General features: G+C 47.8%; 17 protein-coding genes. 9 read left to right on the top strand and 8 right to left on the bottom strand.

Annotation, left to right across the window (positions count from 1 at the left end; all coding sequences use genetic code 11):
* Positions 1-37 precede the first annotated feature (37 nt).
* Positions 38-1,912, top strand: a complete 1,875-nt coding sequence (gene rho / locus M1L52_RS13850) for a transcription termination factor Rho (protein WP_248615624.1) — start codon at positions 38-40, stop codon at positions 1,910-1,912.
* A gap of 72 nt (positions 1,913-1,984) precedes the next feature.
* Here the strand turns inward: rho and galK are convergent, their stop codons facing one another.
* The 7 genes from galK to M1L52_RS13815 all read right to left on the bottom strand — a co-directional run bounded on the left by galK (position 1,985) and on the right by M1L52_RS13815 (position 10,589).
* Positions 1,985-3,148, bottom strand: coding sequence for a galactokinase (galK, locus tag M1L52_RS13845; RefSeq protein ID WP_248616089.1), 1,164 nt, complete (start codon positions 3,146-3,148; stop codon positions 1,985-1,987).
* Positions 3,149-3,185: 37 nt separating this feature from the next.
* Positions 3,186-4,430: a glucose/galactose MFS transporter gene (gene gluP, locus M1L52_RS13840; protein ID WP_248615623.1), complete on the bottom strand. Its 1,245-nt coding sequence runs from the start codon at positions 4,428-4,430 to the stop codon at positions 3,186-3,188.
* Between the two features lie 87 nt (positions 4,431-4,517).
* Positions 4,518-5,609, bottom strand: coding sequence for an aldose epimerase family protein (locus M1L52_RS13835; protein ID WP_248615622.1), 1,092 nt, complete (start codon positions 5,607-5,609; stop codon positions 4,518-4,520).
* Positions 5,610-5,745: 136 nt separating this feature from the next.
* Positions 5,746-7,071 carry a bifunctional folylpolyglutamate synthase/dihydrofolate synthase gene (locus M1L52_RS13830; protein WP_248615621.1) on the bottom strand — a complete coding sequence of 442 codons (1,326 nt, stop codon included), beginning with the start codon at positions 7,069-7,071 and terminating at the stop codon, positions 5,746-5,748.
* Between the two features lie 27 nt (positions 7,072-7,098).
* Positions 7,099-8,265, bottom strand: coding sequence for a molecular chaperone DnaJ (gene dnaJ, locus M1L52_RS13825; protein WP_248615620.1), 1,167 nt, complete (start codon positions 8,263-8,265; stop codon positions 7,099-7,101).
* A 46-nt stretch (positions 8,266-8,311) separates the two neighbouring features.
* Positions 8,312-8,917, bottom strand: coding sequence for a nucleotide exchange factor GrpE (locus M1L52_RS13820; protein ID WP_248615619.1), 606 nt, complete (start codon positions 8,915-8,917; stop codon positions 8,312-8,314).
* 58 nt (positions 8,918-8,975) lie between these two features.
* A complete protein-coding gene (locus M1L52_RS13815) occupies positions 8,976-10,589 on the bottom strand; it encodes an ABC-F family ATP-binding cassette domain-containing protein (protein ID WP_248615618.1) in 1,614 nt (537 codons plus the stop codon).
* A 235-nt stretch (positions 10,590-10,824) separates the two neighbouring features.
* Between M1L52_RS13815 and M1L52_RS13810 the strand changes: the two genes are divergently transcribed.
* The 8 genes from M1L52_RS13810 to M1L52_RS13775 all read left to right on the top strand — a co-directional run bounded on the left by M1L52_RS13810 (position 10,825) and on the right by M1L52_RS13775 (position 23,389).
* Positions 10,825-12,957 (top strand): TonB-dependent receptor plug domain-containing protein, encoded by a 2,133-nt coding sequence (locus tag M1L52_RS13810; protein ID WP_248615617.1) that lies wholly within the window; start codon positions 10,825-10,827, stop codon positions 12,955-12,957.
* 598 nt (positions 12,958-13,555) lie between these two features.
* On the top strand, positions 13,556-15,667 hold the full coding sequence (locus M1L52_RS13805; RefSeq protein WP_410896788.1) for a glycoside hydrolase 43 family protein: 2,112 nt from the start codon (positions 13,556-13,558) through the stop codon (positions 15,665-15,667).
* Positions 15,668-15,713: 46 nt separating this feature from the next.
* Positions 15,714-16,529 (top strand): nucleoside triphosphate pyrophosphohydrolase, encoded by an 816-nt coding sequence (gene mazG, locus M1L52_RS13800; protein ID WP_248615616.1) that lies wholly within the window; start codon positions 15,714-15,716, stop codon positions 16,527-16,529.
* Positions 16,526-17,218: a lipocalin family protein gene (locus tag M1L52_RS13795; protein ID WP_248615615.1), complete on the top strand. Its 693-nt coding sequence runs from the start codon at positions 16,526-16,528 to the stop codon at positions 17,216-17,218. The genes mazG and M1L52_RS13795 overlap by 4 nt, the downstream gene beginning before the upstream one ends.
* Before the next feature lie 18 nt (positions 17,219-17,236).
* On the top strand, positions 17,237-18,163 hold the full coding sequence (locus tag M1L52_RS13790) for a ribonuclease Z (protein ID WP_248615614.1): 927 nt from the start codon (positions 17,237-17,239) through the stop codon (positions 18,161-18,163).
* A 34-nt stretch (positions 18,164-18,197) separates the two neighbouring features.
* Entirely contained in the window at positions 18,198-19,568 is a 1,371-nt protein-coding gene (locus M1L52_RS13785; RefSeq protein ID WP_248615613.1) for an SLC13 family permease, read from the top strand.
* 104 nt (positions 19,569-19,672) lie between these two features.
* Positions 19,673-22,126, top strand: coding sequence for a ferrous iron transport protein B (gene feoB / locus M1L52_RS13780; protein ID WP_248615612.1), 2,454 nt, complete (start codon positions 19,673-19,675; stop codon positions 22,124-22,126).
* A 138-nt stretch (positions 22,127-22,264) separates the two neighbouring features.
* Positions 22,265-23,389, top strand: a complete 1,125-nt coding sequence (locus M1L52_RS13775; RefSeq protein WP_248616087.1) for a hybrid sensor histidine kinase/response regulator — start codon at positions 22,265-22,267, stop codon at positions 23,387-23,389.
* 98 nt (positions 23,390-23,487) lie between these two features.
* Here the strand turns inward: M1L52_RS13775 and dnaB are convergent, their stop codons facing one another.
* Positions 23,488-25,053, bottom strand: coding sequence for a replicative DNA helicase (gene dnaB, locus M1L52_RS13770; RefSeq protein WP_248615611.1), 1,566 nt, complete (start codon positions 25,051-25,053; stop codon positions 23,488-23,490).
* Between the last annotated feature and the right edge of the window lie 3 nt (positions 25,054-25,056).

The raw sequence follows: 25,056 nt of genomic DNA, 5'->3' as shown, positions 1-25,056 counted from the left end.
CAAGATTTTTTTAAAGTAAAAGTTATAGGCTTATACTATGTATAACAAAGAAGAATTAGAACAGATGGAACCTGCCCAGCTGCTTACTATTGCAGCCGAACTAGGTGTGGAGGTTTCACAGAACGATGAATTGGAAAAGGTGGTCTATGCCATTCTTGACCAGGCTGCGATAGACAGCGCAACAGGTGCTACCGCAAAGCGTAAGCGCACAAGGATTTCAAAGAAAAACACTGAAGCAGCCAACACAGAAGAGAAAAGTAATGCAAAAGTTGAAACAAATGATGAAGAGAAGCCTGCAGCTCAGCCTAAGCGTCGTGGAAGAAAGTCGAAAGCTGAACTTGCTGCGATTGCTGCTGAAGAAGCTGAGAAGGCAAAGGCAACAGAGGTGAACGACGGTGCTGACAATGCAGAGATGCCTGCTGAAATGCAGAATGCTGCAGAAGAAGGCAACGCAGCAGAACTTGACATTGTTCCAGAGGCAAGTGATAATTATAATAATAATGTGTCGAACGATGAAGAGGAACTTGTAGCTCAGCTTCAGGAAAAGATGAATGGTCGTCTGACACAGCCAGACCTGGATTCATTCTATGAGCCAAATCCTGACGGGGTGTGGGATGGCGACCCTAACGACGGAACAGACTTCATTCCTGTAGTTGACCTCCCTATTGAGGATCAGTCGGCAATGCCTACACTCGATATCTTCGACCGTCCCGTGTCACAACATGTAGATACTTCATTCCAGCCTATATCAACTCCGACACCTGTTTCACAGCAGAATGGAAACTACGACTTTGAGGATCTCATACCAGGCAATGGTGTTCTTGAGATTCTTCAGGACGGATATGGCTTCCTCCGCTCAAGCGACTACAACTACCTGTCTTCTCCTGATGATATCTATGTTGCTCCTCAGCAGATTAAGAAATATGGTCTGAAGACTGGTGACGTGGTTGACTGCACCGTGCGTCCGCCACACGACGGAGAGAAGTATTTCGCTATGTCAAATGTGAACATGATTAACGGACGTAATCCGTCTGAGGTTCGTGACAGAGTATCTTTCGAGCATCTCACACCTCTCTTCCCTGAGGAGAAGTTCATGATTTGCAACGACCCTGCAACCACAAATCCGTCAACACGTATCGTGGATCTTTTCTCTCCAATAGGTAAGGGACAGCGTGCTCTTATCGTTGCGCAGCCAAAGACCGGTAAGACCATTCTGATGAAAGATATTGCCAACGCTATAGCTGCCAACCATCCTGAAGCATACATCATGATGCTTCTTATCGACGAGCGTCCTGAGGAGGTGACAGATATGAGCCGCACCGTCAACGCAGAGGTTATCGCTTCTACTTTTGACGAGCCTGCCGACCGTCACGTAAAGATTGCAGGTATTGTGCTCGAGAAGGCAAAGCGAATGGTGGAGTGTGGTCACGATGTGGTTATCTTCCTTGATTCAATAACTCGTCTGGCTCGTGCCTATAATACAGTTGCTCCTGCCAGTGGTAAGGTTCTTACTGGTGGTGTTGATGCCAATGCCCTGCAGAAGCCTAAGCGTTTCTTTGGAGCTGCACGTAACATTGAGAACGGAGGCTCACTTACCATCATTGCTACAGCACTTATAGATACTGGTTCAAAGATGGATGAGGTTATCTTCGAGGAGTTCAAGGGTACAGGTAACTCTGAGCTTCAGCTTTCACGCTCGCTCTCTAACAAACGCGTGTTCCCAGCTATCGACCTTGTTCAGTCAAGTACTCGTCGCGATGACCTGCTTCAGGATTCTACGACGCTCAACCGCATGTGGATAATACGTAAGTTCATAGCTGAGATGAATCCTATCGAGGCAATGGATATGGTAAGAGACCGACTGGTTCATTCTCGCAACAACGAGGAGTTCCTTCTGTCTATGAACGGATAAAAAACGATAGATATAAAAAAACATCACTACCCAACAGGATAGTGATGTTTTTTTTTGTGCTACTTATTTGAGTTAGCAGAGCTTGCGTGAGCCGTCGCCGATGACAACATCGTAAACCTTTGGCTCATGACCGTACTTCTCGTTGAAGCGCTTCTTAGCGTCATCAACAAACTTCTTGTAGAGGTCGTTGCGAACGAGGTTGATGGTGCATCCGCCAAAACCGCCACCCATGATACGAGAACCTGTTACGCCGTTCTCCTTTGCAACATCGTTCAGGAAGTCGAGTTCCTCGCAAGAAACCTCGTAGTCCTTTGACAGCCCCTCGTGAGTCTTGTACATCATCTCGCCAACCTTCTCGTAGTCACCTTCGTTCAGGGCTTCGCAGACAGCAAGCACGCGGTCCTTCTCGCCAAGAACGAACTTAGCACGCTTGTAGTCCTCTTCACCTACCTCGCCCTTTACTTCTTCAAGCTGTTCCCATGTGCAGTCACGCAATGTCTCGAACTTGCCCTCTGGGTGCTTAGCCTGGATGTGCTTAACAACGTTCTCGCAAGAGTTGCGACGATCATTATAAGGTGAGCCTGCCAGCTGGTGCTTAACGACAGAGTCGAGCAGAACAAGACGATAGCCATCGGGCTTGAATGGGAAATACTCGAACTCGCGGCTGCGGCAGTCGAGGCGCATCAGACAGCCTGCCTTGCCGAAGACAGAAGCGAACTGGTCCATGATGCCGCAGTTCACACCGCAGTAGTTGTGCTCAGTAGCCTGTCCAGCAAGAACCATATCCCACTGAGAAACCTTGTTCTCGCCAAAGATGTCGTTCAGACCGCAAGCGAAGCAGCTCTCCATAGCAGCAGAAGAAGACATGCCTGCACCAAGGGGAACATCACCAGCAAAAGCAATGTTGAAGCCCTTAACGGGAACGCCAAGCTTCTTCATCTCGAGTGCGATACCATAGATATAGCGAGCCCATGATGCCTTAGGACCTGCAGGGTCGCTAAGTTTGAAGTCCACGCGGTCCTTAAGGTCGATAGCGTAAGCCATCACAGTGTCTTCTGTATCATTAGCGCGCATCTCTGCTGTAACGCCTTTATCTACTGCTCCTGGGAATACAAATCCGCCATTATAGTCGGTGTGCTCACCAATCAGGTTGATACGACCAGGCGATGTGTAAACATTACCAGTTTTTCCGTCAAAGTGCTTGATGAAGCGGCTTCTTACAAATTCAATGTCAATCATAGCTTAATAGTTTTAATTATTAATAGTATAAAAGTTATTTCACGTTTATGCCGATCTTGCTGCCAAAGTTGCAGAACCAAATGATGTATGCATAGAATATAAACATGAGGCACATCGCAATAATAATGCCAGCAGCGTCAACTACAGCTCCCATTACAGGCATGAGCAATGCTCCACCTATTACGCCAGTGTTAATAACGCCTGAGGCGGCCTTAGTGTGAGGACCAAGCTCTTGCAGACCAAGGTTGAAGATGAGTGGCCACATTACTGAGTGGAACAGACCAGCAGCCAACATGAACCAAATGCCTACCATTGAGCTTGCGGTAAGCAAAGATAGGAGAATGCATGCGGCACCAAGGCATAGACAAGCTGTGAGCAGCTTGCGTGGCTCGAATTTTGTCAGAATACCAGCGCCAACGAAACGACCAACCATCATACCACCCCAGTACCATGACAGATAGCTTGTACAAAGGGCTGCTAATGCTGCTGAGTCCATATCAGGATAAAGCAACTGGAAACGATATGGAAGCATCGAGGGTACTCCAATTTCTACACCCATGTACATGAAGATTCCCAGTGCACCCAGCCAAACATGTGTATATTTGAAGACGCTTGACTTGTATTCTTTCTTCTCGCCAGATTCTTCTTCTGCTTGCTTGCCTTCGTCAATCTTCGGGAGCTTGAGGAATACAAGAATGCCGCAGATGATTAGTGTGAAGATACCTAATCCAAGGAATGGTCCGGGAACATATTCAGGAGCTGGTGTCTTACCTGCTATGATGATATATGTAATGAACATTGGGGCAACGGTCGTTGCTACTGAATTCAGTGCCTGTGACAGGGTCATGCGGAACGCTCCGCTTTCAGGTTTGCCCAATACCATCACATAGGGGTTGGCTACGTTCTGAAGCATTACTACTCCCATGGCAACAATACACATAGAGAGCAAGAAAACGATATAGACGTTTGCACCAGCATCAATGGCCCAGTTAATTCCAAAAGAATTGATAACGAAGCCAATGCCTGCAACAGCTAATCCAAGTAGCAATGTACCTTTATAGCCAATCTTGCTCATGAGCATGGCAAATGGGATAGCTAACAAGTAAGCGCCATAGAATGCTGTGTTGACATACTGACCTTGTTGTGCACTAAGATTGAATGCCTGAGAAAGGAACGCAATCATAGAGTTGTTCATTGTGGTGATAAATCCAATGAGGAAGCACACAATGAACACAATAATCAAGGGGAACAGATAGTTCGGTGTTTGTTTTTGTGACATAGTTATTAATTATTAGTGATTTTTCATTAGCAAAAATATATTGCTCATGGCAAACAAATCGTTTACCATGAGCAAACATATGAACTATTATTCTGCGATGCCGAACTTATAGATGGTCTTCTGCTTGTAGCGCTCTCCTGGGTTCAGTACCACGCTTGGGAAGTATGGACGGTTAGGAGAGTCGGGGAAGTGCTGAGTCTCAAGACAAACAGCTGAGCGGCGTGGGTATGTAGCGCCGTTGGCACCCTTGTAGCCGCAGAGGTAGTTGCCTGTGTAGAGCTGCATGCCTGGCTCTGTGGTCCAGCATTCCATTGTGCGTCCGCTCTTTGGCTCTGTCAGCTTAGCTGCGAGGCTCAGTTCGCCTTCTTCCTGCTTGTTCAGCACGTAGTTGTGGTCATAGCCGTTGCCGAACTTAATCTGCTCGTTGTCTGCATCAATGTCCTTGCCGATAGCCTTTGGCTTGCGGAAGTCGAATGGTGTGCCTTCAACCTTGAGGATTTCGCCTGTAGGAATGGCTGTCGCGTCTGTTGGGAGATAGAAGTCGGCATTGATTTCGCAAATCAGATCGTCGATAGTTGGTGTTGGGTCGGCTGTGCCAGCAAGTGAGAAGAATGCGTGATGAGTGAGGTTCACGATGGTCTTCTTGTTGGTTGTTGCCAAATACTCAAGCACGAGCTCGTTCTGGTCTGTGAATGTGAATTCTACTGTTACGTCGAGTTCGCCTGTGTAGCCTTCCTCACCGTAAGAAGAAACGCGGTGGAGAGCCAGCGAGCGTGGACCCATCTGACGAGCGTCCCAAACCTTTGCGTTGAAGCCCTTCAGACCTCCGTGCAGATGGTTAGGACCATTGTTGATAGCTACCTGATACTCTTTGCCGTTCAGTATGAACTGACCCTTGCAGATGCGGTTACCCCAGCGTCCGATGAGGGTAGAGAGGTAAGGCTCGTTGCCGCTCATGAGCGACTCGATGTTGGCGTGTCCCTGAATGACGTTGCCAACGTTGCCGTTCTTGTCAGGCACCATGATAGCGCAGATAGCACCACCATAATTTGAAATTGCTACTTCGTAACCCTTGCGATTGCGCAGGATGTACAAATCAGTTTTCTTACCATTGATAGTGGTCTGGAAGTCTTCACGCTTCAGACCACAAAGATTCGCATTTTCTGTTGTGTTTGCCATAATTGTTTGGTTTTGGTTATTGTATTTGTTGCAAAATAACAAAAAAAAGCCGACATGCACAAGCATATCGGCGAAAAATTGGTGTTAAAAACAGCTAATTGTCTTCTCTTCTATTTTTATTGAGGAAATTTTCACTCTAAGATTGCCTTGATTTCATGAAATCTGCAACCACATAAGTGCTTCCTCCAATGAAGATAAAGTCGTCTGTATTTGCCATATCGATGGCTGCATCAGCAGCATCGGCTACATTTGGGAAACACTGTCCGTGAAGTCCGAACTGCTCTCCGAATACTTGGAGTGATGTTTCCGGGAATGCTCTCTTTGTGTCTGGCTTAGTATAATAATAGGTGGCGTCTTTGGGTAGGAGGTTCATCACTCCATAGATATCCTTGTCGTCAACCATACCTATTACTATATGCATCTTATTGCATTTTACGGTCTGCAGCTGTTTGGAAATGTATTCCCATCCTGCCACGTTGTGACCAGTATCGCAGATTACCTTCGGATTTTCATGTAGCGTCTGCCAGCGTCCCTGCAGTCCAGTTATTTTGCTAACGTTCATGAAGGCGAGGGTCATCTCCTCTTGAATCTTCCTGTTGTTCTCTGGGTCATAGCATTGGCAGAGGTAGTCTGCGTCCACCAGACGGTGCATAGCCACAAGTATGGTGTTTGTGTTCTTTGTCTGATAGATGCCGCCCAACTCTCCTGTGAATTCTGCAAGATGTTTGCACTTGTAGAGGATCGTTCCGTTGGGTTGTGGCGTAGCCGAGATGACTTCTTTCTCGTCGTCATCTTCTGCAAAGTAGATGGGTGCTTTTTTCTCTTTTGCCACTTCTTCGAAGACGGGGCGTGTCTCTGGCTGTGTCTCGCCAATGACTATGGGCACTCCAGTCTTTATTATTCCGGCTTTCTCTCTTGCTATCTCCTCAAGTGTAGAGCCCAGGAACTGTGTGTGGTCAAATGAAATGTTTGTTATGACCGACAGTATTGGAGTGATGATGTTCGTGCAGTCGAGTCTTCCTCCCAAACCTACCTCTATCACGGCAATGTCAACATCCATATCGCGGAAGTATTTGAACGCCATTGCTGTAGTTATCTCGAAGAATGATGGCGACAGCGTGTCGAGAAACTGCTGCTCCTTGCTGAGGAAGTCGCAAACATAATCTTCTGAGATAGGCCTGCCATCTACTCTTATGCGCTCTCTGAAATCTACGAGGTGGGGTGATGTGTAGAGTCCCACACGATAGCCGAACACCTGTAGCAGTGCAGCTATTGTATGTGACACAGAGCCCTTTCCGTTTGTTCCAGCCACATGTATTGAGCGAAAGTGCTCATGTGGATGGTCGAAGTGCTCATCGAGCTTCAACGTGGTGTCAAGTCCCTCCTTGTAGCCCGATGCACCTTGTTTCTCGTAACTCGGTACTTGGCTATAGAGATAGTCGATTGCCTCTTTATATTTCATGATGGTTTGTATTTATCAACACTCATATCAAGAGAAGTAGTTCTTGAAACGCTTGAATATTGAGTCGTGTGTCTGCTTGTCGCCTTTGAAGTTGTCGCTGTTCTTCATCTGTTCCAGCATTTGCTTCTCTTCGCGTGACAGAGTCTTTGGCACGTAAACGCTGATGTTCACAACGAGATCTCCACGTCCGTTGCCATAGCCCTGTACTGCAGGCAGACCTTTTCCTCTGAGTCGCAGCGTTTTTCCAGGTTGTGTTCCGTTTTCAATCTTAATTTTCAGCTTTGAGCCTTCAATCGTAGGTACATCCACTTCGCCTCCGAGTGCTGCTGTGGGGAAGTCGAGCAGCAGATTGTATATGAGATCGTTGCCATCGCGAACGAAGGTATCGTTAGGTTCTTCCTCTATGAACACCTGTATGTCGCCATTGATGCCGTTGTTTGGTCCTGCGTTGCCTTTGCCTGGCACGTTGATAACCATTCCTTCGGCTACGCCAGCAGGTATGTTTATCTCTACCACTTCTTCACCTTTCACCACGCCGGTGCCACCGCATTCGTGGCATTTGTTCTTTATCACCTCACCTGAGCCGTGACAAGTGGGACAAACGCCCTGGGTCTGCATCATTCCGAAGATGCTCTGTGTGGTGTGGGTGATGACGCCCGAGCCGTGACATGTGGGGCAGGTCTCCTTTCCGCTACCTCCCTCTGCACCGCTTCCGTGACAATGGCTGCACTCAATGTCCTTGCGAACTTTGAACTTCTTCGTCACGCCTTTGTTTATCTCTTCCAGCGTGAGCTTAACCTTCAGTCTGAGGTCTCCGCCGCGCATCTGCTGACGTCCGCGTCCACCGCCTCCTCCGAAGCCACCGAATCCTCCTCCGAAGCCGTGACCTCCGAAGATGTCGCCGAACATTGAGAAGATGTCGTCCATGTTCATCGCAGCGCCTCCGAATCCGTCGAATCCGCCGCCCATAGGACCGTTGAATCCGAACTGGTCATACTGCTGACGCTTCTTCGGGTCGTGGAGCACATCGTAGGCTTCTGCAGCCTCCTTGAATTTTTCCTCTGCCTCTTTGTCGCCAGGGTTGCGGTCTGGGTGATATTTTATGGCAATTTTTCGGTATGCCTTCTTTATCTCGTCTTCTGATGCGTTTTTCTCAACGCCCAGCACCTCATAGTAGTCTCTTTTCTGTGCCATTCTGTCTGTTTGACTATTTGACTATTTCACAATTTGACTATTTACTTTACTGACCAACGGCAACTTTGGCGTGGCGAATTACTTTGTCGTTGAGTTTGTAGCCCGGGGTGAGGCAGTCAATCACTTTGCCTTTTTTGTCGTCGCCCATGCCTGGAACCATTGCCACAGCCTCGTGTACATCGGTATCGAAGTCGGCATTCTCGGTTTCGATTTTCGTTACTCCGTGACCCTCGAGCACCTTTGTCAGCTTGTGATAGATAAGTTCAATACCTTCGCGCAGTACAGCCACATCGTCGGTCTTTGCGCCGTTTTCTATAGCACGTTCCATGTCGTCGAGCACAGGGAGTAGGGTGGTGATGACCTTCTCACCGCCATTCAGTATGAGCTCTGCGCGCTCTTTGAGCGTACGTTTGCGGTAGTTGTCGAACTCTGCCACCTGGCGCAGGTACTTGTCCTTCAGGTCGGCTATCTCTTCCTGAGCGGCTGCCAGCGGGTCTTTCTCTTCTGGGGTTTCAGAGTTTTCTGAATTATCGGAGTTTTCTGAAATTTCAGAATCTTCTGAGTATTCTGAGCTTTCCAAATTCTCTTCTTGTTCTTTCATGTTCTGGGTTTCACTCTCACTTTGTGGAGTATATTCTTCTTTTTCTGTCATAGTTTTGCTGTTTAATTGTTTTGCTGTTATGTAGCAAAAACCGTGCCGAAATAAGTTTTTAAGAATACAACTTTTCTTTCAGCTCCTTTATCTGCTCGTCGTAGATGTAGTCGTCATACTGCATCAGCTTGTCTATGGTGCCCTTTGGCGTCAGTTCTATGATACGGTCAGCCACAGTCTGGATGAACTCATGGTCGTGAGAAGCAAAGAGAATGTTGCCCTTGAACTGTACGAGGTTGTTGTTGAATGCCTGGATAGACTCAAGGTCGAGGTGGTTTGTCGGCGTGTCGAGAATGAGACAGTTGGCATTCTTCAACTGCATGCGAGCAATCATACAGCGCATTTTCTCACCACCTGAGAGCACGTTGACATGCTTCAGCACGTCTTCTTCGCGGAAGAGCATGCGTCCGAGGTATGACTTCATGAGCACTTCGTTGCCTGTACCGTATTGTGACAGCCAGTCCACGAGGTTCATATCTGACTGGAAGAACTCTGTGTTGTCGAGTGGCAGGTATGCCGTTGTGATGGTTACGCCCCACTTGAATGTGCCTGCGTCAGCCTCGCGGTTGCCATTGATGATTTCGAACAGCGCTGTCATTGCTTTCGGGTTGTGGCTCAGAAATACTGTCTTCTGACCTTTCTCGATGGTGAACGACACGTTGTCGAAGAGTACTGTTCCGTCAGCGTCGGTGGCCTTCAGTCCTTCCACTTCGAGTATCTGTGTTCCTGGCTCGCGCTCCATCTGGAAGATGATGCCAGGATATTTGCGTGTTGAAGGCGTGATTTCCTCCACGTTCAGCTTCTCAAGCATCTTCTTGCGCGATGTGGTCTGCTTTGACTTTGCCACATTGGCAGAGAATCGGCGAATGAACTCTTCCAGCTGCTTGCGCTTCTCCTCGGCCTTCATCTTCTGGTTCTGAGCCTGACGCAGCGCGAGCTGACTTGACTCGTACCAGAAAGAGTAGTTGCCTGAGAACAGTGTCACCTTGCCGAAGTCGATATCTACGGTCTGTGTTGACACAGCATCGAGGAAGTGACGGTCGTGACTTACCACGAGCACGCATTGCTCCAGCGAGCTGAGATATTCCTCAAGCCACTGCACGGTGTCGAGGTCGAGGTCATTGGTAGGCTCGTCGAGCAGCAGGTTGTCAGGGTGTCCGAAGAGAGCCTTTGCCAGCATGACGCGCACCTTCTCGTTGTTCGACATGTCTGCCATCTGCATGTAGTGACGGTCGTCCTTTATTCCGAGGTTCTGCAACAGCTGTGCTGCCTCGCTCTCGGCCTCCCATCCGTTCATCTCGGCGAAGGCCATCTCCAGTTCGGCTGCCTTCACACCGTCTTCTTCAGTCATCTCCGGCTTAGCATAGAGGGCTTCGCGCTCCTTCATGTTGTTCCACAGAGGGGCGTGTCCCATGAGTACGGTGTCCATGACTGAATATTCGTCATATTTGAAGTGGTCCTGTTCAAGCACCGACAAGCGCTCGCCTGGGCCAAGTTCGATAGTACCTTTGTTTGCTTCGAGCTCACCGCTGATCGCTCTGAGCAGGGTTGACTTTCCTGCTCCGTTGGCGCCTATCACGCCATAAATGTTGTTACCTGTGAATTTCAGGTTCACGTCTTTGTAGAGAACCTTTTTTCCAAATTGAATCGCCAGATTCGTTACTGTAATCATCTTTAATCTCTTTATTAAATTTTGTATGCGTTCATTATTTTCGTGCAAAGGTACGAAAAAAAAATGTATTACTGCCATTCTTTCCGAAATCTTTGAAATTTTATTTGTCTTTTGCTCCTTTGTGTTTTGATTTTTCCTCGATTTTTGCTAACTTTGCGCCGTTTTTGCACAAAAGAGACGGCTTTTTTACACAAAAGGGACGGTTTTTTTGTGTAATTCGTTAAAAAATTTTTTTATGTACAAACCAGTTTTTATGAAGCGTGAGGTGCTCGTCTTCCGTCAGTTCAAACGGAAGGGCTACTCTCTCTTTGCCTGTCTCGGACGCGAGGTTATTATCTCCGTGCTGAGCGTGGCAACGCTTTCCTCTGCAAAAGCCGACAGCATCAGCGATGAAGTGTGGCGTGTCGATTCTGCAAGGGTTCAGCGTGAGGTGTGGCTCGACGACGTAGGCGTCACCGGATCGCGAGCGCCGTTGGCTCAGAGCCAGGCGGCGAGAATGGTAACTGTACTGAGCCGTGAGGATATTCAGGCGGCGCCAGTACAAAGTGTTAATGACTTGTTGAAGTTGGCTGTAGGCATTGATGTGCGTCAGCGTGGAGCAATTGGAGCCCAGACGGACATCAGCGTCAGAGGTGGAACTCAGGAACAAGTTGCAATCCTCCTTAACGGTATTAATATCTGCGACCCTCAGACGGCCCATAATGTCATGGAACTGCCTGTAGAGCTTAGCGAGATTGTGCGCATTGAGGTGCTTGAGGGACCTGCGAGTCGTGCCTATGGCACTTCGTCGCTGCTTGGTGCTATCAACATTGTTACCCGTGCGCAACCTCGTACTGACGAGAAGCGACAACTCGTTGATGCACAGCAGGGTAGGGCGCTTGTTGCGAGTGCCGACGTGGGGCTTGAAGGAGGGTCCTTCGGCTATGGTAAGGCCTCGTTTGTGGCCAATGTCACGTCTTCTTCCGCCTCTGTTTTCTCTCATCAGCTCTCGGGCAGCTACAAGCGTAGCGATGGCTTCAGTCGTTCGCAAGCAGGTGGTTTGAATACCGATTTCAGTGGCAGCAAGGCTTTCTATCAGGGCTTGTTTGACAGCGATGCCGTAAGCTGTTCGTGGTATGCCGGAATAGCCGATAAGGGCTGGGGTTCAAGCACGTTTTATGCTTCGCCTAAATGGCAGGCCGACGACCAGTATGAGCACGTTACGAAGGTGATGGCGTCTGTTCAAGGGGAGAATAAGCGTGGCGCTCTGCATCTGCGTCCTGCCCTTTACTGGAATCTTCACAAGGATCGCTATGAAGGCTATCGCGACAAGCCCGAAAAGATGAAATTCAACTATAATCTCTGCAATGTCTATGGCGCTTCGCTCAACAGTTATCTCGACTGGACGCTTGGGCGTACTGCTTTTGGCGGTGAGATGCGTCGTGAAGAGCTTTTGAGTGGTAATCTGGGCGAGCCTTTGGCTCATAATCACCATATCGGTGGTACAGACCGTGACTATACTCGTGGCATTGGTCGCACCAATACTTCACTACATCTGGAGCATAATATACTGCTTAAACGCTTGGTTGTCTCAGCAGGTGTGGTGGCTTCAAAAAGCACTCAGAGCGACATGTCGTGGCGCTTTTACCCAGGCATCGACGTGAGTTATAAGCTTGGAAATGGGGTAAAAATCTTTGCCGGATACAACTCTTCCATGCGACTTCCGTCGTTCACAGAGATGTATTACAAGCTTCAGGGCTATGCTGCCGACCCTCATTTGAAGCCTGAAGAAATGAAAGCTTTGGATTTAGGTGTGAAATATGACTCGGAAATGCTGGAATCGAAGGTGAGTTTTTATCATCATCAAGGCAGTCATTTGATTGACTGGATAATGGACATTTCTAAAGGAAAACAAGCTGAATGGAAAAGCGTAAACTTCACTCGCATAAATAGTTATGGCTTTGAAGCTTCTGTTTTACTTAATGCTGCAAAAGCCTTCCCATCTCAGCGTTTTTTGCGTTCTTTCAAGGTTGCTTACAACTTCATGGAACAAGACAAAAAAGAGTACGAAAACATTGTTTCGCAGTATGCTTTGGAGTATCTGAAGCATAAGTTTACGGCTCAATGTGACCTGAATCTTAGCAAAAAACTTGACATGAACATCTATTATCGATGGCAAAATCGTGTCGGAGGCTACACTACTTTCGATGGTAGTTACGAAAGTTATAAGCCTTACGGCATCGTTGATGCTCGTCTTTCATGGGCACAGTCATCGCATTGCTCTTTCTATGCGGAGGCTAATAACTTGCTGAATACCAGCTATGTAGATTATGGCAATGTGCCTCAGCCTGGTATATCTGCTGTGGTAGGAATGAGGTTCAAGATGTAGTAATAAAATAGTGACAATGACAAAGTGACATCGTGACATTAAGGATATTCAACATAAAGAAGGATTAAGAGTGATAAATTGAAAGAAAGAATATATAATAATAATATATAATAATATTATATATTATTATTAACTATAGTTTGCGTATCATGAAATTCCTTAATGTCACGTTGTCACGATGTCATTGTCACGATTTGGGCCAAGACGACGAAATGTCAAAGAATAAAAGAAATATGCAAGTTACGCTATAACGATTTTTGGTGTTTCATTATTATTTTCGTACCTTTGCAGTATATTTGAATGATGCTCAAGTGCGTTTATGCCAAACGCTGCGAGAGATCTAACCAAACGCGCGAAGTGTTCTAATAAAACGCTAACAACCAGTCTGAAACCCTTTAAAACAACTCTTTCACTATGAAAATCATCTCTGTCTCGCCAAAAAAGAAACAAGTTTCTTTGTGTTTCGCCCGACTTTTCGTAACTTTTGCTTCGCAGAACTTACTTTGCATTCGGAAGTGAAAAGAAAAACTTGGTTTTCCTTTTGCACTTCTCTCATTTTTTCGTAACTTTGCCAACGTTTTTAAAATCAGGAACTATAATGACAAACAAAACCCTAATCAGAAATCTCCGTGCTATTGCTATTGCATTGACAGCAATGACATGCACTACGGCCAACGCTCAGACCGCATCGTGGACTGCCGACAATGGCAATGGTACCTTCACAAACCCTCTGTTCTACGACGAGTTCAGCGACCCCGACATACTGCGAGTAGGCGACGACTACTATCTGGCAGGCACAACGATGCACTCTGTTCCGGGTCTCGTGATTCTTCACTCCAAGGACCTTGTTAACTGGGAGAACATCAGCTACTGCTTCGACCGCTTCGACTTCAACGACGACGCTTTCTCGCTGAAGAACAAGAAGGAAGTCTATGGACAGGGCATCTGGGCACCATGCATCCGCTATGCCAACGGACAGTTCTATGTATTCTCTAATGTCAACGGCAAGGGGCTCCAGTGCTACACGGCGAAAGACATACACGGCCCCTGGACACACCATAATCTGCAGGGAAAAATCTATGACCTCGCAGTTCATTTCGACGACGACGGAAAGATTTATGCCATCCATGGCTATGGTGAGGTTCACTGCACGGAGCTTAAGCCCGACATGAGCGGACCCAAGGAAGAGACCGACCGCATAATCATTCCCAAGGGAAGCGCAGTAGGCGAGGGCCACCACATGTATAAAATCAATGGCATGTACTACCTCATCTCTACCGACTATAAGCCTAACGGCCGCACTCTCTGCTCGCGCTCGAAGAGCATCTGGGGACCATATGAGACGATAGTGATAACAGCCGATGAGACTTTCGGCTACCACGCAGCACCCATCACCCAGGTTCGCGGACGAATAATGCCCGACGGAACGAAGTTCGGCATACCTACAGCCGACAAGAACGCTACGGCATGCACAAACATACATCAAGGCGGTATAGTGGAAGACCAGAGCGGACAGTGGTGGGCGCTGCTGATGATGGACTTCCACTCCATAGGACGCACCACAACGCTGGCTCCAATAACATGGAAAGACGGGTGGCCATTCCTCGGACTGGAGGGAAACCTCGGACGCGCTCCTCGCACTTGGTTCAAGCCAAACATCAAAGTCGCTCAGCAGGATGCTGTGGCTCACGCCCCCTACGAGCGCAACGAGAACTTTGACGGCAAGAAACTTGGACGCGTGTGGCAGTGGAACCATAATCCTGACGACAAGATGTGGGCTCTCAAGGGAGGTCGCCTGAGACTTAACACCATGCCTGCCGACCAGCTCATGTGGTCTCGCAACTCGCTGACACAGCGCGTCATTGGTCCTACAAGCGTGACAACCGTGGAGCTCTATACCAAAGGCATGAAAGACGGCGACGTGGCAGGTCTTGGAAACATCAATGTGCCTTGCTCTTGGATAGGAGTGGTGAAAGACGGCAAGACACTCACCCTGCGCTGCTTCGAACAGGCAAATAACGACACCGTAAACGTTCCCATTGACTTGGCAAACGGAAAGATATGGCTGCGCGTATTCGGTAACTACGATGAGAACCAGGCTGAGTACTCATACTCCATCGATGGCGAGCACTTCTATCCTGTAGGAAACACTATGAAGCTGTCATACCAGCTCATTACCTTCCAAGGCTCACGCCACGCTCTGTTTGCTTTCAACAAGAACGGCAAGAACGGCGGATATGCCGAGTTCGACAACTTCACCGTAGCAGAGCCAAAGGCAGACCGCTCGCAGAACATTCCTTACGGAAAGACCATACGCATAGTGAACCTCGCCACAGGCCGACCCATGAATGCTCTGGATCATGGACTGATGTACGACACAGACAGACGCGACAATTCACCACGAACTCACTTCCGACTCATAGACAAGGGTCGTGGATGCGTAGCGCTCCAGTGTGAAGACGGACGCTATGTGTGGGTGTCAGGACTCGGACTGCCAGGCGACGTGCGCCTCACCAATGACGCCAGCAAGGCAGAGGTGTTCCTCTGGCAGGACTATCTCGACGGAGAGTTCATGCTCATGTCGCTACGCACTCATACCTATGTTGGTAAGAGTCCCACAACAGGCAGCCCATACTCAATGGACTTCAAGGGAGCCGACCCAGCACGCCGCAACGGTGCTGTGATGAGATGGGAAGAGGTGAAGAAGTGATAACGATAACGAAAACACAATAATTCGTTGCAACAACAGACTGAAAATGCATACACGAGAAGAACAGATGCAGGCTTTCGGACGACTGCTCGACGTGCTCGATGAGCTGCGCGAAAAATGTCCGTGGGACAGGAAACAGACCAATGAAAGCCTGCGTCCCAACACAATAGAAGAGACCTATGAGCTTTGCGACGCACTGAGCCGTGGCGATGAGCATGATACCATGAAAGAGCTGGGCGACGTGATGATGCACCTCTGCTTCTACGCAAAGATTGCATCGGAACACGGAGCGTTCGACATCTACGACGTGCTTCAGAAGCAGACCGACAAGCTCATCTTCCGCCATCCGCATATCTACAACACAGAGCAGATGGCAAGCCAGAACCCAACGACAGCCGACCAAGTGCTGCAGAACTGGGAGCAGATAAAACTGAAGGAGAAAGACGGTAACAAGCGTGTGCTTTCAGGAGTGCCTGCTGCCCTGCCCAGTGTCATCAAGGCATACCGCATACAGGACAAGGCCCGCAACGTGGGCTTCGACTGGCAGAAGAAAGAAGATGTGTGGGACAAGGTGAGAGAGGAACTCGGCGAGCTTGAGGCAGAGCTGAGAAAAGACCCATCCGACGCCAAGAACCGCGAGTTGCAGGAAGCAGAACTGGGCGACTTTCTATTCTCGCTCATCAATGCAGCGCGCCTCTACAAGCTCAATCCAGACAATGCCCTTGAGAAGACTAATGCAAAGTTCATTCGTCGCTTCACATACATAGAAGAACATAGCATCCGCGTGGGAAAACCGCTTACGGAGATGACTCTCGAAGAGATGGATGCCCTGTGGAATGAAGCTAAACAACAAGAGTTATGAAGAACAAAAAGATAATACTATTTGCCTTTTTTGCTGCACTCATGTGTGTAGCCTGTGGCGAGAAGAAATCTGCAACGTCAGGTGATTCGGAAGATGGAAACCAGTGGGCTGAGAATGTTGAGCGCCAGCGTCGCGACTCAACAATCTATGGCGTTTGCAGTGATGGTTCAACAATGCACGTGATGCAGCTCATTTCTGACAATGGCGACACCCTTCACCTTAACCTCATGGATGCCGAGGAAAACAACAAATTGTTTGGCGGTTTTACCATTGGTGACAGAATGGCAGTTCTCGCAAACGATGCCAAGAATCGCGCAGAATGGTTAGTAAACCTTAATGTGCTCATGGGGGACTGGGTGATGCCGAATCCGCTTGACGGCTCTTCAGTCATGGGATTCAGTATTCATGACGGCGGTATTGTGGAAGGCATAAACCAGGGATCGATAATCTACAAGACTTGGCGCTTGATAAACGGAAAGTTCGAACTGACCAGCGTCAGAGAAGGTGGTGGTGACTTTGAGGAAAGCGAACTGTACACACTTCTGTTCCTATCTGACGACTCGCTGTCATATCGCAACTCAGAACAGGTCTTCGAATTTAACCGCCCAGGAAAGGTGCCCGACTTCGAAGAACTTGACGATGTGGATGTGAAGCTCGACGATGACGCTGAAGCCGACATGTATTTTTAATCTATCATCACATAGAATATGGAGCCATTTCGTCTAAGCATACTTGGATGTGGAAGCGCATTGCCTACGATGCACCATCTGCCAACATGTCAGGTGGTGGACTGTCGTGGCAAGCTGTTTATGATTGACTGCGGAGAAGGTGCGCAACTGCAGATGAGACGCGCAGGGCTGTCATTCGCGAAGCTAGGACATATCTTCATCTCTCACATGCACGGCGACCACTGCTTCGGACTGATAGGACTGCTCAGCACTATTGGGCTGCTCGGACGAACGGCAAAGATGCATGTCTATGCCGACAAGGGGTTGGAGAAAATTCTTCTTCAGATGATGTCAACATTCTGTCGCGACCTCGGCTACGAAGTAGAGTTCCACGCCATTGACACTACCAAACAGGCTGTCATCTATGAAGACCGTTCGCTTACCATAGAGACTCTGCCATTGGAGCACCGCCTTCCTTGCTCTGGTTTCATCTTCCGCGAGAAACCGTCGCTGCCACACATACGCCGCGACATGATAGACTGCTTTGAGGTGCCTGTGTCGCAGATACAGAACATTAAGAACGGACAGGACTTCATCGCCAGTGATGGTACAGTGATACCCAACGAGCGATTCGTCTTTCCTGCCGAACAGCCACGATCCTATGCCTATGTCAGCGACACCAAGTATATGCCGCAGCTTGCAGAAGCAATCAAGGGCGTTGACCTGCTCTATCACGAGGCAACCTATGCAGACGATAATCTTGCGATGGCAGAGAAATATTGTCACTCGACAGCGCGACAGGCTGCTCTGACGGCACGCGACGCAGAAGTTGGAAAATTGCTCATAGGACACTACAGCTCGCGATATACTGACGAGAATGTACTTTTGAACGAGGCAAAGGCTGTGTTTGAAAACACCGTTCTTGCTGACGAACTGAACGTAATAGACATTGAACATAAGAAATAACGCTGACCAATAATTAAACTATAACACATAGAATATGACACTAATCATAGTATTGCTACTCGTCTTCGGCTATCTGCTTATCTCGACCAGCCATTTCACTGGTGTAAGCAAGGCTGCTGTGGCAATGTTCATAGGCACCGCCGGATGGGTGGTGTATGTATGCTGGGGTTCTGACTTCGTCATGAGACTCTATGAAGAGGACTACACAGAGTTTCTTGCAGGAAGTCAGCCAACAAGTGATACTGTAAAGTATTTCATACATGATAACATCTTCCTGAAATATGTGGGCAAGGCAGCATCGATAGTGATGTTCCTCGTAGCAACGATGAGCATAGTCGAGATATTGAACAACAATGGCTGTTTCGACTTCATCAAGGAATGGATTCGCACACGTAACTCGAAACGTCTGCTATGGACCATCACGTTTGCAACGTTCATAGTGTCGGCAAACCTTGATAACCTCACCACAGCGACGCTGATGCTCGTCATAATGCGCGACATCGTGACAAATCGTCAGCAGCGCCTGCTTATAGGTTCAGCCATCGTATTGGCTGCTAACGCAGGAGGATGCTTCACCGTTATCGGCGATCCAATAGGACTGATACTCTGGTGCGACGGTGCCATCACGGCTACTCATTTCTCAGCTTATCTCGCAGCACCTGCACTCGCAGCATGGATAGTGCCTACAATACTAATCAACTACCAGTTGCCTGACCGCATAGCAACAGAGTGGGGGCCTGCGCCTTATCGTGGCAACGATACAAGACTGAACAGATGGCAGCGTGCGCTGATGCTTATTCTTGGCATCTGCGGACTATGGTTCATACCAACATTCCACAACATTACGAAGCTGTCGCCATTCCTTGGAGCTCTGTGCATATTGTCGCTGCTGTGGATTGTCAATGAGGCGTTCAACAGAAAGCTGATGCAAGCCGACCAGATGATACAGCGCCGAATACCACAGGCGTTACAGTACGGCGCTCTGCAACAGATGCTTTTCGTAATGGGCATAATGCTCGCAATGGGAGTTATGACAGAGACAGGTGTGCTGGGCGATATTGCTGACACAATCTTCTCCGTCTTCGGAGGACATGTGTGGGTGATAGCTTTCATGTCAGGACTGCTCGCATCGTTTGTTGATACGTTTACTGTCGCTATGACGAATATATCGTTCTTCCCTGTGAGTGACGGCATCTTTGCACAGAACGGAATCTACTGGACGCTGATTGCATTCTGCACAGCCATCGGAGGATGTCTGCTGCTGTTCGGCTCTACAAGCGGCATAGCGCTGATGAAGATGGAGCGCATCAGAATTTCGTGGTATCTGCGTAATCTGACACCAAAGATTCTCGCTGGCTTCGTTGTAGGTCTCGTTATTCTCTATCTCGAATACTATTTTGCTTAATTGGCATCATCATTTTTAGGTATTGGTCGATAAAACTGCGCTTGTTTTATCGGCCATTATTTATAAAAGATGTATCTTTGCAGACGATATAACAGTAGAAGTTTATGAAACTCTCAGATTTAAAGACGGGTGAGACAGGAATCATCGTGAAGGTTCAAGGCCACGGTGGCTTCAGAAAGCGAATAATTGAGATGGGCTTTGTGAAGGGCAAGCAGGTGGAAGTGCTGCTGAATGCTCCTCTTCACGATCCTGTGAAATACAAGATTATGGGGTATGAGGTGTCGCTGAGACATCAGGAGGCAGCAATGATTGAAGTGGTGGCTTCCACTTCGGTGGCTGCTGATGCTGCTGTCGTGAAAGAACTCTTGAAAAACGATACCCAGACAGAAAAAATGGTTGTCGAGGCTGATGACTGCGAAAAAGCCGACCTTCTGAAACAGCATGTACACGAGGCTCTGCGCCAGCGCCGAACAATAAATGTAGCACTCATAGGAAACCCTAACTGCGGAAAAACTTCGCTGTTCAACTATGCCAGCGGTGCACACGGACATGTTGGAAACTACTCAGGCGTTACCGTCGATGCTTCAGAAGCCCACGCTTCGATGTATGGATATGAGTTCAACCTCGTTGATTTGCCAGGTACTTACTCACTATCCTGCTATTCTCCTGAAGAACTCTATGTGCGCAAGTACCTGAACGAGAAACTGCCAGATGTAGTCATAAACGTGATTGACTCCACGAATCTTGAGAGAAACCTCTATCTCACTACGCAGCTCGTTGATATGGACATGCGGCTCGTGGGAGCATTCAATATGTACGACGAGTTCGTGAAGCGTGGCGATAATGTTGACCTCACAACATTGGGAACATTGTTCGGAATGCCAATAGTACCAACATCGTTTAAGACTGGAATGGGAGTAAAAGACCTGTTCAAGGTCATCATTCAGGTATATGAGGGCAAGAACAAAATTGCTCGCCACCTGCACATAAACTATGGTCACGAGATAGAAGACGGAATAAAGCATCTGCAGAAATATCTCAAAGCCGACGAACATATCACACAAAGCTATTCTACACGCTATCTTGCCATAAAGTTGCTTGAGAACGACCATGATGTAGAGCATTATGTGGGACAGCACATGAACGACGAGAATCGTCCAGAAGACCGTAAGCAGCTTAATGCGGCACGCTCCTATGCAGCAAGTCGTGTGCTTGAGGAGACAGGCACAGATGCTGAGACTGCCATCATGGATGCCAAATACGGATTCATAAACGGTGCTCTCACTGAAGCGGGTTATACTACAGGTTCGAAGAACGATACATATAAGGCAACACATATCATAGACAATGTGCTGTCGCATAAATATTTCGGATTCCCAATATTCTTTCTCATACTGTACGTCATGTTCCACACCACGTTCTCGTTAGGACAATATCCGATGGACTGGATTGAAGCCTTCGTGGCGTGGCTTGGAGACTGGGTAGGGCGCACAATGCCTGAAGGCCCATTGCGCTCGCTGGTTGTAGATGGAGCAATAGCAGGAGTCGGGTCGGTGGTGGTATTCCTGCCACAGATATTGATATTATACTTCTTCATCTCGCTCATGGAGGATTCTGGCTATATGGCGAGGGCTGCCTTCATCATGGACCGCCTTATGCACAAGATGGGACTTCACGGAAAATCATTCATTCCACTCATCATGGGATTCGGATGCAACGTGCCTGCGGTGATGGCTACACGAACGATAGAAAGCCGGCGCTCGCGTCTGATAACAATGATGATACTTCCGTTCATGTCCTGTTCTGCACGCCTACCTATTTATATAATGATAGTAGGAACATTCTTCTCTGTACAATACAGGTCATGGGTCATGCTGTCTATTTATATGGTGGGAATAGTCATGTCTGTGATAGTGAGCAAACTGATGGCAACATTTGTTATAAAAGGAAGTGACACTCCGTTTGTTATGGAACTTCCGCCTTACAGGTGGCCTACGGCAAAAGCAATAGGCCGACATACTTGGGAGAAAGGTAAGGAGTATTTGAAGAAAATGGGTGGAGTGATTCTCGTGGCAAGTATCATAGTATGGGCACTCGGATATTTTCCTCATGATGACAGCCTCTCTACACAACAACAGCAGGAGCACTCTTACATAGGAAAGATAGGTAAGACCATAGAGCCAGTCTTTGCTCCTCAGGGCTTTAACTGGAAACTTGACGTGAGCCTTGTGACAGGCATTGGAGCAAAGGAAATAGTGGCTTCTACAATTGGTGTGCTATATAGTGGTGACGACTCCTTTGCCGATGACGACAGCTTCAGCGACGATGCTGATCGCTATACCACACTTGGAGAACTGATGAGAAAAGATGGCATGACGCCTCTCACCGCTTATTGCTACCTGCTGTTCATTCTGCTCTATTTCCCCTGTGTAGCAACGATAGTGGCAATAAAGAACGAGACAAGCTCTTGGCGTTGGGCCTTGATTGCTGCATGTTATACCACTTTAATTGCATGGGTGGTATCGGCAACAGTATATCAGGTTGGACAATTGTTCTGATAATAGGAAAATCGTAACAAAATTATTTTATTAGATAAAAAATTGGCGCAATTTGTTTGGAGTTTCCAAATAATTGCGCTAATTTTGCAATTAAAAAAATTCAACTTGCTAACCAATTGAAATCCAATGGAAGAAAAACTGGAGTCGAAAATTAACCGTTCTGATTATAAAATCCTTATCGTAGATGACGTTGTCAGTAATGTCTTGCTGTTGAAGATATTGCTGACAAACGAGAAGTTCCAGGTTTGTACTGCCAATTGCGGAAATATGTGTATTGAACAGGCAAAGACAGAAAAACCCGACTTGATTCTTCTTGATGTCATGATGCCTGATATCAGCGGCTTCGATACAGCTGTGATTCTAAAGAAAGACCCAGCTACTGCTGATATTCCTATCATATTCCTTACAGCTCTGAACAATCCGAGTGACCTCGTTCACGGTTTCCAAGTCGGTGCAAACGACTTCCTCACTAAGCCTTTCAACAAGGAAGAACTCGTGGTGCGCGTAATGCACCAGATTACACTCGTGGCTGCTAAGCGACTCATCCAGAAACAGAATGATGAGTTGCGTGCTACAATCAACAATCGTGACAAGATGTATTCTGTCATAGCTCACGACCTTCGTTCGCCAATGGCTTCCATAAGAATGGTTTTGAACTTGTTGGTATCGTCTATGACGCCAGAGATGATTGGTCCTGAGTTGTTTGAACTGCTTGACAAGGCAAACAAGGAGTCGGAAGATTGTCACGATCTGCTTGATAACTTGTTGAAGTGGACAAAGAGTCAGACTGGCCGACTGAATGTTTTGTTGCAGGATCTTGACTTGAAAGACATTATCCCAGGAGTGGTTGACATCTTCGAGATGATTGCTGTCACAAAGAAAATAAAGCTTCAGCTTAGTGGAACTAATGCTCCGCTTGTGGTAAGAGCCGATAACGACATGCTCAAGACTGTAATGCGAAACTTTATTTCCAATGCTATAAAGTTCAGCCCTGAAAACTCAACTATAGAGATTGATATGGATGTTGAGGGCGATTTTGCAAAGATTAGCGTCAAAGACCACGGAGTTGGTATAGCACCTGAACGTATAGACAGTATCTTCCACAAGGGTGAAAGTACCTATGGCACAGGTGGTGAGGAAGGTTCAGGACTTGGACTTCAGCTCTGTGCAGACTTCTCACGTAAAATGGGAGGTGATGTAAGGGTCGAATCAGTACTCGGAGAAGGCTCTGTGTTCAGCGTGCTTGTTCCATTGAAGAAATAGTCTGAAAAACGAACAACTGAAACGATAATTCATTCACGTCCTTTTATATGTGATAAAACGTGAACCTTAAACGTATAAAAAAGACTGACGGTCTTCTACTAAAAAGGTAGAGGACCGTCATTGTTTGGCATAGGCATGTCGCCTCCCACAAAAGGCGTATTGAAGTCTGGTGGAACATTGCCTCCATCGCCTCCATTAATCTTCGAGCCGATAATCTCTCCACCGTTATCGTTGACAGGACGGTTGTTGAGATGGGCATCATCAGGATTTTCAAAACGAGTGAACTCTCCTCGGAAGTTGAGCAGCACGTCGCCTGTAGCGCCCTTACGGTGCTTGGCAATAATAATCTGGGCCATTCCGTGAAGGTCACGTCCGTTGTCATCCTGGAATATGTGATAATATTCAGGACGGTGAACGAAGAGCACCATATCGGCATCTTGCTCGATGGCTCCCGACTCACGCAGGTCACTTAACTGAGGACGTTTTCCTTCAAGGCCTTCACGCGACTCAACACCACGGTTCAGCTGTGACAGGGCGATGATGGGAATGTCTAACTCTTTAGCCAGACCTTTCAGCGAACGAGATATGGTTGACACCTCTTCTTGTCGTGATGAGAAACGCATACCGTTGGCATTCATAAGCTGGAGGTAGTCTATCATGATAATCTTCACTCCATGTTCGCGTACAAGTCGGCGAGCCTTAGTACGCAATTCGAAGACAGACAGACCAGGCGTATCATCAACGTAGAGAGGGGCGCCAAGTAGTCCGTTGATACGTTTGTCAAGACGGTCCCATTCGTCAGGCTGAAGCTGTCCGTTTAGAATTTTCTTACCAGACACTTCGCAGACATTTGATATGAGACGGTTCACAAGCTGTACGTTAGACATTTCCAATGAGAAGAAGGCAATAGGCACTTTATGGTCTGATGCTATGTTCTTGGCCATAGAAAGAGCGAATGCCGTTTTACCCATCGCAGGACGTCCAGCAATGATGACAAGGTCACTTGACTGCCATCCACTGGTCTTGTCGTCAAGATCGTGGTAGCCGCTTGGGATACCTGTGAGGCCGCCTTTGTTTTGAGCTGCCTGGTCAATGACTTTCAACGCCTGGGCTACTACAGGGTCAATCTGTGTGTAGTCCTTCTTCATGTTCTTCTGGGAAAGCTCGAAGAGAGAACCCTCGGCTTCCTGCATCAGCTCGTCAACATCGATAGTCTCGTCGAAAGCTTTTGTCTCTATTACGCTTGCAAACGAGATGAGCTGACGTGCAAGGAACTTCTGTGCAATGATGTGAGCATGATACTCGATGTGTGCACTTGAAGCAACCTTCGACGAAATCTCTGCAATATATGCTGGTCCGCCAACTTCTTCCAGCTGTCCTTTGTGTGCTAGAAGTTCTGTAACGGTGAGCATATCCACAGGACGCTCTTCTATGCTAAGGTCGCGTATTGCAGCATAGACCATCTGGTTGCGAGGCTCGTAGAAGCTTTCCGGATAGAGCATCTCGCAGACAACAGCATAGGCATCCTTGTCTATCAGAAGTGCACCAAGTACAGCTTTTTCCACTTCAAGGGCTTGTGGCTGCAGGTGTCCATAGGTGTTGTCAACTGGCTGTTGGCGCTGTGTACGACGTCTGCTTGTTGGGGTATTGTTTTGATCAGCCATGAT

The organism is Prevotella sp. E13-27 (assembly GCF_023217965.1).
In the GTDB taxonomy this organism is placed as follows: domain Bacteria; phylum Bacteroidota; class Bacteroidia; order Bacteroidales; family Bacteroidaceae; genus Prevotella.
Note: the sequence above shows the minus strand (reverse complement) of the source record. Positions and strands in the feature narration are given on the sequence as shown.

What these genes read in the sequence shown, in the direction of transcription:
- M1L52_RS13785 (WP_248615613.1), top strand. Translation starts at nt 18,198, where the DNA reads ATGACACTAATCATAGTATTGCTACTCGTCTTCGGCTATCTGCTTATC.
- M1L52_RS13820 (WP_248615619.1), bottom strand. Translation starts at nt 8,917, where the DNA reads ATGACAGAAAAAGAAGAATATACTCCACAAAGTGAGAGTGAAACCCAG.
- gluP (WP_248615623.1), bottom strand. Translation starts at nt 4,430, where the DNA reads ATGTCACAAAAACAAACACCGAACTATCTGTTCCCCTTGATTATTGTG.
- feoB (WP_248615612.1), top strand. Translation starts at nt 19,673, where the DNA reads ATGAAACTCTCAGATTTAAAGACGGGTGAGACAGGAATCATCGTGAAG.
- dnaB (WP_248615611.1), bottom strand. Translation starts at nt 25,053, where the DNA reads ATGGCTGATCAAAACAATACCCCAACAAGCAGACGTCGTACACAGCGC.
- dnaJ (WP_248615620.1), bottom strand. Translation starts at nt 8,265, where the DNA reads ATGGCACAGAAAAGAGACTACTATGAGGTGCTGGGCGTTGAGAAAAAC.
- M1L52_RS13790 (WP_248615614.1), top strand. Translation starts at nt 17,237, where the DNA reads ATGGAGCCATTTCGTCTAAGCATACTTGGATGTGGAAGCGCATTGCCT.
- M1L52_RS13815 (WP_248615618.1), bottom strand. Translation starts at nt 10,589, where the DNA reads ATGATTACAGTAACGAATCTGGCGATTCAATTTGGAAAAAAGGTTCTC.
- M1L52_RS13795 (WP_248615615.1), top strand. Translation starts at nt 16,526, where the DNA reads ATGAAGAACAAAAAGATAATACTATTTGCCTTTTTTGCTGCACTCATG.
- M1L52_RS13830 (WP_248615621.1), bottom strand. Translation starts at nt 7,071, where the DNA reads ATGAAATATAAAGAGGCAATCGACTATCTCTATAGCCAAGTACCGAGT.
- M1L52_RS13810 (WP_248615617.1), top strand. Translation starts at nt 10,825, where the DNA reads ATGTACAAACCAGTTTTTATGAAGCGTGAGGTGCTCGTCTTCCGTCAG.
- rho (WP_248615624.1), top strand. Translation starts at nt 38, where the DNA reads ATGTATAACAAAGAAGAATTAGAACAGATGGAACCTGCCCAGCTGCTT.
- M1L52_RS13835 (WP_248615622.1), bottom strand. Translation starts at nt 5,609, where the DNA reads ATGGCAAACACAACAGAAAATGCGAATCTTTGTGGTCTGAAGCGTGAA.
- M1L52_RS13805 (WP_410896788.1), top strand. Translation starts at nt 13,556, where the DNA reads ATGACAAACAAAACCCTAATCAGAAATCTCCGTGCTATTGCTATTGCA.
- mazG (WP_248615616.1), top strand. Translation starts at nt 15,714, where the DNA reads ATGCATACACGAGAAGAACAGATGCAGGCTTTCGGACGACTGCTCGAC.